General features: G+C 42.2%; 10 protein-coding genes. 1 reads left to right on the top strand and 9 read right to left on the bottom strand.

Going from position 1 to position 15,054, the window contains the following annotated elements:
* Positions 1-94: 94 nt before the first annotated feature.
* A complete protein-coding gene (locus ACFVAD_RS03895; protein ID WP_386636298.1) occupies positions 95-547 on the bottom strand; it encodes a DMT family transporter in 453 nt (150 codons plus the stop codon).
* A 150-nt stretch (positions 548-697) separates the two neighbouring features.
* Here ACFVAD_RS03895 and ACFVAD_RS03890 point away from each other — a divergent pair, with 150 nt between their 5' ends.
* On the top strand, positions 698-1,855 hold the full coding sequence (locus ACFVAD_RS03890) for an aminotransferase A (protein WP_386636604.1): 1,158 nt from the start codon (positions 698-700) through the stop codon (positions 1,853-1,855).
* A 92-nt stretch (positions 1,856-1,947) separates the two neighbouring features.
* Here ACFVAD_RS03890 and ACFVAD_RS03885 read toward each other — a convergent pair whose 3' ends face one another.
* From ACFVAD_RS03885 to ACFVAD_RS03850, 8 genes are all read right to left on the bottom strand, one after another.
* Positions 1,948-3,072, bottom strand: a complete 1,125-nt coding sequence (locus tag ACFVAD_RS03885) for a S8 family peptidase (RefSeq protein WP_386636296.1) — start codon at positions 3,070-3,072, stop codon at positions 1,948-1,950.
* A 269-nt stretch (positions 3,073-3,341) separates the two neighbouring features.
* Positions 3,342-4,481: a S8 family peptidase gene (locus tag ACFVAD_RS03880; protein WP_386636294.1), complete on the bottom strand. Its 1,140-nt coding sequence runs from the start codon at positions 4,479-4,481 to the stop codon at positions 3,342-3,344.
* 360 nt (positions 4,482-4,841) lie between these two features.
* A complete protein-coding gene (locus ACFVAD_RS03875) occupies positions 4,842-7,295 on the bottom strand; it encodes a S8 family peptidase (protein WP_386636292.1) in 2,454 nt (817 codons plus the stop codon).
* A 41-nt stretch (positions 7,296-7,336) separates the two neighbouring features.
* Positions 7,337-8,767 carry a S8 family serine peptidase gene (locus ACFVAD_RS03870; protein ID WP_386636290.1) on the bottom strand — a complete coding sequence of 477 codons (1,431 nt, stop codon included), beginning with the start codon at positions 8,765-8,767 and terminating at the stop codon, positions 7,337-7,339.
* Between the two features lie 181 nt (positions 8,768-8,948).
* A complete protein-coding gene (locus ACFVAD_RS03865) occupies positions 8,949-10,292 on the bottom strand; it encodes a sodium-dependent transporter (RefSeq protein WP_386636288.1) in 1,344 nt (447 codons plus the stop codon).
* Between the two features lie 104 nt (positions 10,293-10,396).
* Complete coding sequence (locus tag ACFVAD_RS03860; protein WP_386636285.1) at positions 10,397-11,035, bottom strand: response regulator; 639 nt, start codon at positions 11,033-11,035, stop codon at positions 10,397-10,399.
* Positions 11,028-12,869, bottom strand: coding sequence for a GAF domain-containing sensor histidine kinase (locus ACFVAD_RS03855; protein WP_386636283.1), 1,842 nt, complete (start codon positions 12,867-12,869; stop codon positions 11,028-11,030). The genes ACFVAD_RS03860 and ACFVAD_RS03855 overlap by 8 nt, the downstream gene beginning before the upstream one ends.
* Positions 12,870-13,062: 193 nt before the next feature.
* A complete protein-coding gene (locus tag ACFVAD_RS03850) occupies positions 13,063-14,952 on the bottom strand; it encodes a PAS domain S-box protein (protein WP_386636281.1) in 1,890 nt (629 codons plus the stop codon).
* Between the last annotated feature and the right edge of the window lie 102 nt (positions 14,953-15,054).

Here is a 15,054-nt window from a genome sequence, read left to right as displayed (position 1 = left end):
CTCGTAAACATGTTTACACTTGAGGTTGTTTTTAACCAATCTGGGCACCATGATTCCCCACTTCATACCTATATATCAACATTTGGAATCTCACTTATTTTACTACAACTGTCCCGCGATAAATAATAACAAGGGCAATCAGCATCAGAACGACACCCAAAAGTCTTTGATTATTCAAGGCGATTTTCGCTGAACCGAATAATCCAAAATGATCGATCACCATGCTTACGATCATCTGTCCTATGATTAACGAAATAATAGTTAATGCCACACCTATTTTAGGTACAGCCATGATGACAAATGTGACAAAGCATGCTCCAAGGAACCCCCCAACCAGCTGCCATTTTGGAACACTCTGTAACTGCATCAGATTCCCCTTACCAAAGAAGGTTGTTAATAAAAGTAGAAATAAGGTCCCGATGAAAAACGAAACAAACGAGGCTTCCAGACTTCCAATCCTTTTCCCGAGCTGACTGTTTACAGGAGCTTGGATACCTCCAAGTATCCCACCTAAAAATGCGATGAGGACAAAACATATTTTAACCAATTCAACTACTCCTTCCGTTCGAGACAACTGTTAATACTTATACTACATTCTTCTGAATATTCCTTTGGACAGGAGAAAAAAACTCGCTTATACTATGTAGAAAGTGATATCAGCCCTATCCGGAATTGAGATATAAAAAGGAGTTTAATGATGGAGCATCTAATCAACAAGAACGTTCGAAATATTGAGATATCAGGCATTCGCAAGTTTTTCAATTTGGTTACACAGTACGATGATGTACTTTCACTTACAATTGGGCAGCCTGACTTTTCCACCCCCAATCATGTGAAGGAAGCTGCAATCCAAGCTATAGAAGCAAATCAAACAAGTTATACCCATAATGCAGGAATACTGGAATTGAGAAAAGCTGCCTGCACATTTGTAGCCGAAAAATATGGACAAACGTATAACCCGGAAGCTGAGGTGATAGTGACTGTCGGTGCTAGCCAAGGTATTGACATTGCACTGCGCACCATCCTTGAACCCGGCACAGAAGTCATATTACCCGGACCGGTATATCCCGGTTATGAGCCAATCATTAAACTTTGTGGTGCAATTCCTGTCCATGTCGACACTACCACTACCGATTTTAAATTGACCGCAGAACTGCTTCAACAACATATTTCAGAAAAGACTCGATGCATCATTCTTCCTTATCCTTCAAACCCAACAGGTGTTACGCTCCCAAGGGAGGAATTGCTGAAAATCGCTGCTCTTTTAGAGGATAAAGATATCTTTGTTCTATCCGATGAAATATATAGTGAATTGGTATTTGATCATGAACATCATTCAATCTCCACTATTCAAGGAATGAGAGATAAAACCATCGTCATCAACGGTGTTTCAAAGTCCCACTCAATGACTGGCTGGCGTATTGGATTGGTCTTCGGACCGGAATACTTAATGAAGCAGATGCTGAAGGTTCATCAATATAATGTATCCTGCACCTCCTCCATTTCTCAATATGCGGCACTCGAAGCATTAACGAACGGCATAGATGATGCGTTGGAAATGAAAGAACAGTATCAGGAAAGAATGGAGTATGTATACAGCAGATTGATATCCATGGGATTGGATGTTGTAAAACCGTCCGGTGCATTCTATTTGTTTCCTTCAATTGAAAAATACAATATGTCCTCCTTTGAATTCTCATTGAAAATGGTTAAGGAGGCAGGCGTTGCAGTTGTACCTGGAAGTGCTTTTTCAACACTTGGAGAAGGATACGTCCGCCTGTCCTATGCATATACGATGGAAACATTGGAACAAGCGATGGATCGGATGGAGAAGTTTTTATTGGAGTTGACATAACAACAGGGGTCTGGCCCCGGTTGTTATGTTAACAATAAAAAAGAACAGGAGGTTCCCCCCTGTTCTTTTTTATATTTCCATCCGCCACTTTCTTATTTCAATGCTTCCTCCACATTAATGACACCATGTCCATAATTAAAGGCAGATCCAAGGTTTGTTGCGGTTTCGCGAAGTTTTTGCCTGACTTCCACATTTGTCATGTTAGGATATTTCGCTAGAATCAGCGCAGCTGCTCCTGCCACATGAGGTGAGGCCATGGAAGTTCCATTCAAAGCTCCATACTGGTTGCCTGGCAGCGTGCTGTTAATGTCAACACCCGGAGCCATCACTTCAAGCTGACTGCCGACACTCGAGAATGAAGCACGGTTATTACTTGAATCCACTGCCCCTACTGCAATCACGGAATCGTATCTTGCCGGATATCCGATGGTATTGATCAGTCCAAAGAAAGAACCACTATTACCTGCAGCAGCTACCACAACAATCCCGCTATTATAAGCATTATCACTTGCCTGTTTTAAAGTGGATGATCCCGTACTGCCACCCAAACTCATGTTAATGACATCCATATCATTGTCAATTGCCCATTCAATTCCCTGGGCAATGCCGCTTAAAGTCCCACTTCCCGCTCCGCTTAGTACCTTAACAGCGTATAAATCCACATCATATGACACACCAACTACCCCAACGTTATTGTTTAAAGCAGCAATAGTACCTGCCACATGTGTCCCATGACCATTTCCATCTGTTAATGCATCAGGCTCATCCGCTACAAAGCTCGCTCCACCCGCCACATTCAGATCTTCATGACTCGCATCAATACCAGTGTCCAATACTGCGACCTTAACTCCTGACCCTATCACCGATTGGGAATGTGCAACATCAGCCTTAATATGGGGAATTCCATAAGGAACCGTTTGGGCATCAATTTTATACTCGATATCCTCTTCAACATATTCTACCAGTGGATTTTTCTCCAAAGCTGCGACTGCCACTTCAGGCAGCGTGACCTGCAGGACATTCATATGTTTGAATTGATGATTAACCGATCCACCCAAAGTGGAAACTATTTTGTTTGTCTGTTTGGAGACAGGATTCTTCAACCCAATCAAATAATCTTTGAATAACGGCTTTCCTTTTGCACTTGCTTCCCCTGGTGTAAATGAAAACGAGAGCACCAAAGCAATTGCCAATAATACGGATAAAATCTTTTTCATAGGTAGAACATCCCCTTATCAAAATTCTAAATAATCTAATTATTTAGTTACTTTTGATGTTAGCATAGCTTGTAAGGGATTGTTATTGGGAAAGCAGGTAAGCATTTTGGGCTTTTAAATGGAGATATCATTGTCGATTTCCCAATGGTTTATCATGGTATTTCCCTGTGACTTTATTATCATATTTATATCTTTCCTATCATAAAACCAAAAAAACACCCGACAAATTGTCAGGTGTTCTATTGATAAAAAAGGGGAATGTCATCAAATTATTGTAAAGCTTTCTCCACATTGATGACTCCTTTTCCATAATAGAAAGCAGCACCGAGAGGAGTTGTTGTATTTTTTAAGCGGTCACGAATTTGAGAGGCTGATAGACTAGGGTATTTGGCTTTGATCAATGCTGCTGCTCCTGCGACATGAGGAGCAGCCATTGATGTTCCATTGAAGGAAGAATAGCTGTTTCCTGGAGTTGTACTAAGGATACTCACGCCAGGAGCCATCACTTCTAATTCTGCTCCTACACTGGAGAAGGATGCTCTATTATTGCTGGAATCAACTGCACCAACTGCAATAACGGAGCTGTATCGAGCCGGATAACCGATCGTATTCTGGTTGCCTCTTGTTCCGGAATTTCCAGCAGCCGCTACTACAACAATGCCGCTTGCATATGCATTGTCACAAGCCTGTTTTAAAGCTGTAGAACCTGAACTTCCACCTAGACTCATATTGATTACATCCATATCATTTGCAATTGCCCACTCGATCCCTTGAGCAATACCACTTAAAGAACCGCTTCCGGAAGCGCTCAATACTTTTACTGCGTAAAGATCTGCATTATATGCTACACCTAATACTCCCGCTGTATTATTTAATGCAGCTACCGTCCCGGCAACGTGTGTGCCATGACCGTTTCCGTCCGTCAATCCACTTGGCTCGCCGGAGACAAAGCTTACGCCGCCTTTTACATTCAGGTCAGGATGGCTAGCATCAATCCCAGTATCTAATACCGCTACCTTTACTCCGGACCCGGTAACATTTGCAGTATGTGCTTTATGTGCATTAATATGTGTTACGCCCCATGGTGTGGATTGAGCTGTTGCATATACTGCTGCATCCTCTTCCACAAATGCGATGTTTGGATTGTTTTTCAATGCCAGTGCAGCTTTTTCAGGAAGAGTTACAAGCTGTACATCCATATAACTATATACATGTTCCACTTCCCCGCCTGCAGTGGTAATCATGTTTTTAGCTGAAAAAGCTTTTGCGTTTGTTTTAAATCCTACTAGATATTGCTTCTTTTCATTAACACTTGGTCCCTGTGCATTAGCTTGTGCAGATCCGAACGACAATGAGAATGCCAACAACGCTACAATGAATACTGAAAATCCTTTAATCCAATTTTTCAATCATTCCACTCCCTTTAGTTTTTTGATAATTCTTAACATTAAGAGCTATTAACGCTAGTCTACCACCTGTCATATTAATTTCATATTGGGAAAGTTGTGCCTTCAACATAGTTTTAGTTCCTGTTTTTCGGCCCTGGTTGCCCAATGAGAAATTATGTAAAGATACGTATCGTTCCTTTTCCTCCTTCCCCCACTTTTTCTTGCACAACCTATCTTATTTTTGGCTGAAGAACTTATTGCTTGGGAAAGCAGGTGATTTTCAGACATTCTATTGAAGAAAATGCTTTCGTACTTTCCCAACTCAAATTAAAAAGAAGAAGGAATGTTTCCGTTCCTTCTTCCATAATCACTGTCTATTTTTCAGTTGAAGTACACATGATAATATCTTGTAAATGCCACAGCGAAATCTCCTCTTGTTACTATTTCTCCAGGCGCAAAGGTTGCTTCGACTTTTGGCTTCAGATCATATTTTCCTTGCGTCACAGAAAAATTTGCATTTAGAATATTCAGGTCTAATGCCACTTGTACATACCCTTTTAAGGCGTCGGGGATGTTTGTTTGATCTTTCAGCACGATGCGCTCATCTTTATAGGTAACCTTCACATCTCCCGAATGATCCAGTGCTTCTTTTTCCAGGCCTAAGCTCTGTACTAGTGTATAGGCAAGCTCGGCTTTTGTGACACTGCCTTTTGGAGAGAACTTTCCTGGTGATGCCGGTTGCATCACTCCCTTTAGCTGATGTGATTGATCTCGAAACGCCGCACCATTGGCAACCACTGCCTCGGCAAAAGGAAGATCGTCTTTTGGCACATCAGCAAAAGATCCTTGCGAAGGCAGACTTTGACGTATCTCCGCTCCGAAAAGAAGAGATTTGGCCATATCCATCCTTGTGAGTTTGGAGTTCGGTTTGAACGTACCATCCTTGTATCCATCAAAAAGTCGTTCTTTCACACCTTGTTGGATGGCCGCTTCCGCGGGATGCCCAGCAATATCACTCAGACCGGTAAATCCATTGATTTTTGTAAAAGCAAAGGAACCTCTTACAGTTTCAGGAAGCGATATTCCTATAGGGTTCAGCTCGTTCCCTCTTAGTCCTCGAATCTCCGCTTTCCAAGTACCAGGCACGGGATTATCAACCAGTACCACCCGATCAGTATAAAGTGGGAAAAGTAAACTTACCCCCGAGCTGTACTCTGTTCCATCTGGTGCAATCAAGACGAGATTGATAGGGTTACCCGTTTCCTCCAAAAGACCCTTTCCATCAACTCTTGCCATTAAGCTGGTCAAACCTTCTTCTACAGCAAATTCATAATGCCCATCTGTCAACAATGAATTCTCCATTTCAAATTCTTCTCTTGATGTGGATGTCTCCACATTTGAATGATAAGTTTGATTCATAGTTAGAGTAGATCCATAATTTTTGTTTTCAAACGAAGCATCTACTGCTGCATATGCATTCACATATCCTGCTCCAACTTCCCAAGTTTCATAGCCTGGCATATTCGTCGCAGTCGCTTGCAGTATTTTTTTCACCTCATCAGGTGATAATGATTGGTTTGCCTCTAGCATCAATGCAACAATTCCGGCTACATGTGGTGTTGCCATAGAGGTTCCACTCATCGTCGTATAATATGGCAAATGTGCCGGCTCTATCAATTCCGCATCCTTTTCAGCAGCCAATGCCGTAAGTGGTGATATGACTTTCGTAGATATGATATCCACACCAGGTGCTGTCACAGTCGGCCGATTTTCCCACGTCCATTCTTTACCATCCATTGTAAAACTTCCCCCTACCCCTTTTGTTCCACGGGAGGAGAAGTCAGCTAATGTTCCGTCCTTCACACCTGCTGCTACAGAAATTACCCATGGTGCTTTTGCGTAAGGGTTGTGTGTATTTTCGGCTGGTCCTTCGTTGCCTGCTGCAAAAAGAACAACTATGCCACGATCAAAGGCTTTTTTACTAGCAATATTGATGGGATGGTTCGGATCGAATTCACCACTGGAGCCCCAGGAATTTGTAATAACTCGAATGTCATATTCCTGTTGATGGGTGATCGCGTAATCGAATCCTCCGATTCCATCCAGTACAAACAATGCTCCACCTGAACCATATCCTATTAAACTTGCACCAGGTGCAGCTCCTTCATACTTTCCTCCAGACATTGCACCCGTTCCACCCACAGTTCCTGCCACATGTGTTCCGTGTCCGGAGTTAGTATCGGTATTTGGGACATTTTCTGTATAGGAGAATGGGAGAATTCCTGTAATACTTTGAAGGTTAGTAGACCCAAGGACGTTCTGCACCAAGTTGCGTCCTAGCTCATGGTCTTTGTGCGTTCCATCTACTCCACTATCATTTACCACTACCCCGACACCCTTACCCGAGACAGGCAAGCCGCCATTCTTTTCACGGAAGGAATCGTCGGTACGCAGCTTATTGACCCCTGTTACGTCTGTGGACTCTGCATTGTAGTATGTCAGTTCTTCATTCAGGTATATGGAAAGGACTTCTGGAGAAGCCTCCAATTTTTCTATTTGCCTTTTGGTCGCAACTATCCCCACTATCGGCAAGGAATTCATTGTAACTGCTGATGTGATGCCAATTTCCTCAAGCAGCCCTAGCTGTTCTGAGCTTGCCTTTTCTTCTCCTTTGAAAGTAACTATCACTTGTGCCGTACTTGTAGCATCACTTAAAACCGACCATACCTTTTCATTTACCACAGATCCTGTGAATGACATGGACTGAGCAAAAACAGTGGTAAACATGGAAAAGATCAGAATCAGGGCACATGAAGCAGCAAACATTTTTTTCATAGAGTAACCTCTTTTCATTTATTTTTTATTTTCCTGTTCAATTAATAGATTTTGGCTAGCTTAACTGCTTCATAAGCGTTGACATAACCAGAGCCAACTTCCCATTTTTCATAGCCTTCCATATTGGTAGCACTGGTTTGTAAGATTTCTTTTATTTCAAATGTATCGAGGGTTGGATTTACCTCCAACAGCAGTGCGATGATTCCTGCAACATGTGGTGCTGCCATGGAGGTGCCACTGAAGGTGGTGTAATACGGCAGGTGAGCAGGGTCAATATATTCCACATCCTTCTGCGCGCTTAATGCTGATAGTGGAGAAATCACTCTTGTAGAGATAATGTCCACACCAGGAGCCGTGATGGTTGGACTATCCTCCCACATGTAGGTGGTGCCATCCACCTCTACACTTCCCCCGTTGTCTTTCACTCCTCGTGAAGAAAAATCTGCAAGTTCTCCATCCTTGTTACCAGCCGCCACCGTTATGACCCATGGTGCTTTTTTATAGTTGCCGGAGATGGTCGCCTCTTCAGAACCGGAATTACCTGCTGAAAATACAGTAATGATGCCACGGTCATAAAGTTTCTTTGTTGCAATATTTATCGGATCGAACGGGTCAAAATCTGTTCCTGCATCACTTGTTTCGCCCCAGGAATTGGTTATGATCCGAATGTTATATTCCTGCTGATGGGTCAAGGCATAATCAAAGCCCCCGATCGTATCTAGCATGGCAACCACGGCTCCTGAACCGTATCCAATCAATTTCGCGCCAGGAGCAACACCTTCATATTTCCCACCGGACATAGCTCCTGTTCCACCTACAGTTCCTGTCACATGTGTGCCGTGACCAGAGTCGGAATCGGTATTTGGTACATTTTCCACATATGTGATAGGAAGAATACCCGTCAGTGCGTTCAGATTGGAGCTTGCAAACACGTTCTGCACGAGGTTACGTCCAAGCTTGATATCATGGTGCGTCCCATCGACTCCACTGTCGTTTACCACCACTCCGATATCTTTTCCGCTTATCGGCAAACCTCCATTCTGGGTGCGGAGCTCTTCATCCGTTCTAACCTTATCTACTCCCGTATAGGAAGTTGAACCCTCATTTTCATACTGAAGCCTTTTGTTGAAATAAATGGAAACGACACTTTCCTCTTCAAGCAGCTTTTCCACTTGCTGTTTCGTAGCAAGTAAACCTGCAACCGGCAAGCTTTCAAATGTGATGCCCTTTTTTATTCCAAGCCCTTTTAAAAGATCTACCTGTTCTTGCTGGATGCCGCCATCATGATCAAATGTGATGATAACCTCAACCGGACCCTTTGCTGTTTGTAGAACCTCTTCTAATGCCGTATCCAAAAATGCGGGATTATTGACATTTGCCTGTGTTGTTGCAGGCACTTGCACCCATAAAACTGTGAAAAGCATCCCAAGTATTAAAACCCCCATTGATAAATAAGACACACTTTTTTTCATTCCGTTTCCCCTTTCTCAACTTTTGGAATAGTAAGATAATTACCTGTATTTTCTCATACCCACAAAGGCATAACTATTAGTCATCAGTTATAAAAGACAGAGTATCCGTACTATCTTATTTAGTACCTTGGTAGTAGGAAAACATAAAAAACACCGCAGCATGAGCTACGGTGTTTGCTTTTTAGATAAATCCGAGTGATTGAATAAAGACGAGAAGTATTCCAACAGGGACTACATAACGTATAAGATAGTACCAGATGGAAAATACCGATTTTTTTACGGTTGACCCCTGGAAGAATTCGTCCTTTAAAATATCCTTGGGAATACGATAGCCTACAAATATGGAGATCAGCAATGCCCCAACAGGCAATGCAATGTTTGTGACAAGATAATCGGCTGCATCAAAGATGATCAACCCGTCAATCGTAATATCTGATAGGACCCCAAAAGATAATGCAGATGGTATACCCATGATGAAAATGATGATTCCAGTAATCCAGGCTACCTTTTTTCTTTTCTCCTGGTTATCCTTCACAATAACAGCAACAATGATTTCCAAAATGGAAAATGCAGAGGTCAGTGTTGCGAATAACAATAGAATCATAAACATTGCAAGGAAGATTACTCCGAATGGCAGCTGATCAAACACTGCAGGAAGAATAACAAAAACTAATCCCGGACCCTCGTCCGGTTGCATTCCAAGCGCGAATACCGCTGGGAAAATGACCAGACCAGACAATAGAGAGATAATAATATTCAATCCGACCACAGATCCCGCTGATTTGACAAGGTTTTCGCCTTTTGTCAGGTAGGAGCTGTATGTAACCATGATGGAAATACCAACACTTAAGGAAAAAAGTGCTTGTCCCAATGCCATCAGGAATGTATTGGGTGTGATGAGTGACAGGTTTGGCTGAAGGAAGAATCGGACTCCCTCCCACGCGCCTTCCAATGTCAAGGAGCGGACCAGAAGAAGAAGAAAGATGATAAATAATAATGGCATTAATATTTTACTTGCTTTTTCTATCCCGCTTTGTACACCAGCCTGTACCACATAGATGGTAATGAGAATAAAGATGAACTGTGCAATCAGCGCTAAATACGGGCTTGCTATGGTCTGTTCAAAAAGCCCACTATATTCATCCAAAGTGAAATTGGATAACCTTCCCATAAAGCTTTTCCCAAGATAAGTGACAATCCAACCGCCCACTACACTGTAGAAGGAAAGGAGAATAAAAGAGGCAACAACACCCAATACCCCTATAAGATGCCATTTTGACCCTTTGGCAAGCATTTTATAGGAGGAAATCGCATCCTTTTGAGTGGACCTTCCGATAATAAATTCTGCCAGTAACATTGGAGCACCAATTAGGAGAGTGAATAGTATAAAAATTAAAAAGAAAATTCCTCCACCATTGGTTCCGGCCATATATGGGAATTTCCAGATGGCGCCGAGACCTATGGCAGAACCTGCTGCCGCTAAAATAAAGCCGATTTTTGATGTCCATTGCTCATGCTGTGTCATTATGAAAAACTCCTATTTCAAAGATTAGTCTATTATGATACTAACGATTCTTGTGTTTGTATAAGGAATATTCAGTCATAATCCAGAAAAGTGTGTAATCCCTCCTAAGGAAGCGGTACCAATTTATGCTGCACGGCATAGATGACTACTTGGGATCTACTTTTCACATCCAGCTTTTTGAAAATTTTACTCACATGGATTTTTACCGTTTTATCACTGATAAAAAGACGCGCTGCAATCTCTTTATTGGAAAGTCCCTCTACAAGGCAAACGAGAACCTCCTTCTCCCTTTCTGTCAGAACAGTATCCTCTTTTACCTGGGTCTCCTGCTGATGATAGCTGATGAGCTTTTTGGTCATCGCAGGATGAATGATGGATTCCCCTCGATGAACCGTACGGATGGCATCAATAACCTGTTCGGAAGGGGAATCTTTCAATAGATATCCATCCGCCCCCTCTTTTAATGCAGACATGAAATATTCATCATGCTTATACATTGTAAGGATTAACACTTTTACGGCAGGATATTCTTTTTTCACAATTTTAGTAAGTTCTATTCCATTTAGCTCAGGCATGTTAATATCCATCACGATGACGTCCGGACTTTTACTCTTTAATAAGACTTCCATTTCTGCTCCCCCAGTGGCTTCCCCCACCACTTCCATGTCACTTTCCAAAGAAATGATGGTTTTTAGACAATCCCTTAGTATGGCATGATCATCCACAAGCATGACATTAATCATTTTCAATCTCTCCTTCTAACCCCAATTTGGGAACTGTTAGTGTAATTTCCGTTCCCTCGTTCGGTTTGCTGTCAATTTGAAGGGCAGCACCTATTTTCTCTGCCGCTTCATTCATTTGCAGAATACCGTAATGAGGCTGATTCATCGCTTTGATCATGGCATGATACAAGGAGAACCCTTGACCATTATCCTTCATTTTCAATACAATATGATCTGACTGGTAGCTGATCAGTATATGTAGATGGCTGGCATTCGCATGCTTCAGGCAGTTTTGGATGCTTTCCTGGAACACGCTGAACATGACTTTTTCTGTCATCGGACTAATGGCCCCCCGATTTCCACGGACCTGAAGCTGAATATCCACAGAGAAGGATGGATCTTTTTTCAGCTCCTCTATCTTTTTTTCCAAGGCCAAATGAAATCCCAGCTGCTCGGTTGGGTAGGGACGGAGTGCATAGATGGAGTCCCTCACATCCTTAAGGCTTTCCCGCAGCTTCTTGATGCTGTCCGCTATAAGGAGCTTGGCGTCTGAAGGATGAGTTTCCAGTTTTTTATAGGAGGTATCCAGCTTCATGACAGCACCTGCCAGTGTTTGTGCGATACCGTCGTGAATGTCATGAGCAATCCTGTTCCGCTCTTCGAGAATGATTCTTCGCTCCTGCTCGCTAACTAGCTGTCTCGTTTTCAAAAATACTGCCAGCTGGTTGGCAATCGTCGCAATGGAACGGGTATCCTCGATTGTAAAGCTCTTGGTGCGGCCTTTTGTCACGACAAAACAGCCTATTGATTGGCCTTCAAATAATAATGGTGCATATACAACAGACCGTGAGGAGGCTCTCAATAATGGTGCTAATGGTCCTTTTCCTGCTTTCTTATGATCATAAACCTGAATTTGCGAAATATTCTCCAATTCAAGGAGAATATCATTAATTGGCATATGGGATAGAATTTTCCCATCAATGATTGTGTGGTCCCAGATACCTTTTTCATTTTTCACAAAAAGTATGCAGTCTTCAAAAGGCATCAATTCTTGCAGCAGTTTTCTTGTAAGTTTTTCCCACCCTCTGGAAGGAATGGACTTGTTCAGTTCAGTTGAGAATTGGAATAAAGCCCGGATCCGGTTTTTCTCTGTTTTCAGACGGGATATGATGGAACTGAGCAAGGATAGTCCCACGAGCGGAGAAAAGAAGAAGAAGAATGAGAAGATGTCTACTTCTCCACGATTTTGACTGCCCAGTATATGTATGAGGCAACCATATATAAAGGATACGACAAAGCTGATGAGTTCCCCCTGTGTTTTTCCCCACCATACTTTGAATGTATAGGGTTCCGGCCTTAGCCATAGAACAATATCTACAATCGCGTTATTCAACACATAAAAGAGAGTGATCATTAATGAAAAGCCAAGCAATCCATCCAATATTGGATTAAGACTGCCTGTCAGAAAGGTTTCCATGATAATTTGATGGAATACATGTGCCAAATAAAAGCTGATTACCAGCTGGGACGGATTGAAAAGCATGATACGCAGTGGTCTCCGGTGACTGAGGTTGATTGCCAGAACGATAGACGCATAAGTGATTATTACCAGATCCAACCCGAACACCACGTAGATCATATAGATGATCGGAAATGTAAGGGTAGTGTGCCCTTTTGGCACTGGCATTGGATAATACTCACAAACTCCTAGAAAAACAATCAATAAAACGAGAGTGAATGATACTTCAACCGGGGATAGGGATAGCACTTGAGAAAGTACTAGACCCCATCCGATTACAGTTACAAGCCCCATATAAAGTTGTGAGATGTGTAGCCCCTTCCATTTCTTGTTCATATTATTCCCTGCCGTTTCCAATGGTTTATGTGATCTGTATCAATAGAAAGAGGAACTCCAGCTGGCACAATGAATTCTCACTTCCCAACTGGAGTTCCTCGTACCACATTGGCACATATCTATCGTAATGAAAAAGGAGTCAAAAGACTATTAGTAAAAAGGAATATATTTATTAGTACAAAAGTATTAGGCTTCAAACTTTTGGAAATCGAACTTCAAAGGTAGTCCCTTGTTCCACTTCACTCTTGACACTGACAGTACCATGATGGTTCTTGATGATATTGAAGGTGATCATCAGCCCGAGTCCCGTACCCGTGGTTTTGGTGGTAAAGAACGGCTCCCCTAGGCGGGCTATTATTTCTTCCGGAATCCCCGAGCCTTCGTCTCTGATCCGGATGATCACTTCTACCCCATCATCCTCCGTTTCAATGAAAATGTTCCCACCTTCTGACATAGCTTCTATTCCATTTTTAATGAGATTGATGAATACCTGTTTCACTTGATTGTCATCACATTGTATAAACGGGTCCTTGGCATCAAGCTTCATTTCAAACCAGACATTATTCATGATAGCCTGCGTTTCGAGTAGGGTCGTGACATCTTTAAGCAATGTATCCAAGGAAACTTGTTGAATACGGACCTTATGAGGCTTAGCAAGTAACAGAAGTTCGCTAAGAATCAATTCGATTCTGCTCAACTCCGACTCAATGATATGAAAATACTCTTTCTTTTGGTCCATTTCCCGCTCAAGGAGTTTAAAGAACCCTTTTATGGCGGTCAGTGGGTTTCGTATTTCATGCGCTATTCCAGCAGCTAGCTGGCCAGCAACAGACAACTTTTCCGATTGAAGCATCACTGCCTCTGCCTGCTTTTTCTCCGAAATATCCCGAATGATCACCTGCATAGCATTTTTCCCAAGATATGTAGTGGGAATCCCCACCACTTCCGTGTAGAGCTTATTCCCCTTCATGGTAGTCCATTCCTGTTCAAAGGCAGGCAGCTTTTTCCCGTTGGTATGAGTATGTATCGTCTTCCATATATGCTGAAGGTCTTCTTTGTCAATATTTTGATAGACACTTTGACCGATCAGTTCCCCATAGCTGTCGACTTCGAGCATCTTCACTCCCGACTCGTTGATGAATGTCCATTTCTCTTCACAAATGACCGCTATTGTATCAATGGAGTTTTGCACGAGCATCCGAAAACGTTCCCTACTATTCTGCAATATCTTGTGAAAGTTTTTCCGATGCGAAATGTCCATCAGCATCACAAAGGAAGCCGGCTGCCCCTTGTACATAGTCTGATTCGAAATGATCTCCACTTCTATCATTCTTCCGTCCAGGCGATACCACCTTTGTTCCATGAGCCCCACACGAAAACCCTGCTGTACCGATCTGATTCGCTGCTTCACAATATCATGGAAGGTCTCTTCGATGTAGTCATAGACCGAAGTATCGATCAACTGGCTTTTTTGGCAGGCGCCAAGCATTCTTGTACCTGATTCATTGACATATTTAATGACCCCATCGACCGTTAAAAAAAGCCCATTCGGTAGATGCTCAATCAAGTCAAATGCGGAGTAGCCTTCTTCTTTCTCTTTTAACTCTTTGCTTTCTTTTAACTCTCTGCTTTCTTTTACCTTCGTGCTATTTTCTTGACCATTCTCCTCGGTCTTCAAAGTAAAGTTAGATTGTTGGGGGGATGCACAACCTATATCCATTGTTTGAGACATTTTCAGTACAATTTCTTTTTCAAATTGTTGTACAGGATCCTGTATTTCTGAAAGTACAGCTTCCATCCATACGAATCCATGATGTTTCCTTTTCATTCGAAAAAAACATTGTGCCTGGTGGGAAGGTTGGTAAATCAAACTCTCAATTAAATAAAGATCCTCTGTATGTATCCAGTCTTCCAGCTTTGTGTCTATGAGTTCTTGCTTGTGATAACCAAGTAAGGAGGCACATGAGGAAGAGGCATATTGAATGTTGCCTGTCGGAGATATGATTATGATGAGATGAATTTTTGAAATGGATTCTATATGTTGGTTATTTCCTTTTTTCAACAAAGAGTTAGGCTTTTCCAACGTTCTTCCTCCCTTGTAATCCTATCAATCTATTTGTCAATTCTTGAATGATGTGTATTATTTCCAACATTCCCTATTATACTACAAATTTCTTTATTTTTC

This window comes from Sutcliffiella sp. NPDC057660, from assembly GCF_042800035.1.
Classification (GTDB): domain Bacteria; phylum Bacillota; class Bacilli; order Bacillales; family Bacillaceae_I; genus Sutcliffiella_A.
The sequence above is the reverse complement of the archived record's forward strand: the minus strand, read 5'-3'. Positions and strand labels throughout refer to the sequence as shown.

Bases quoted from the DNA above. Each gene is read 5' to 3' on its own strand.
- ACFVAD_RS03890 (WP_386636604.1), top strand. From the start codon at position 698: ATGGAGCATCTAATCAACAAGAACGTTCGAAATATTGAGATATCAGGC.
- ACFVAD_RS03885 (WP_386636296.1), bottom strand. From the start codon at position 3,072: ATGAAAAAGATTTTATCCGTATTATTGGCAATTGCTTTGGTGCTCTCG.
- ACFVAD_RS03875 (WP_386636292.1), bottom strand. From the start codon at position 7,295: ATGAAAAAAATGTTTGCTGCTTCATGTGCCCTGATTCTGATCTTTTCC.
- ACFVAD_RS03870 (WP_386636290.1), bottom strand. From the start codon at position 8,767: ATGAAAAAAAGTGTGTCTTATTTATCAATGGGGGTTTTAATACTTGGG.
- ACFVAD_RS03865 (WP_386636288.1), bottom strand. From the start codon at position 10,292: ATGACACAGCATGAGCAATGGACATCAAAAATCGGCTTTATTTTAGCG.
- ACFVAD_RS03860 (WP_386636285.1), bottom strand. From the start codon at position 11,035: ATGATTAATGTCATGCTTGTGGATGATCATGCCATACTAAGGGATTGT.
- ACFVAD_RS03855 (WP_386636283.1), bottom strand. From the start codon at position 12,869: ATGAACAAGAAATGGAAGGGGCTACACATCTCACAACTTTATATGGGG.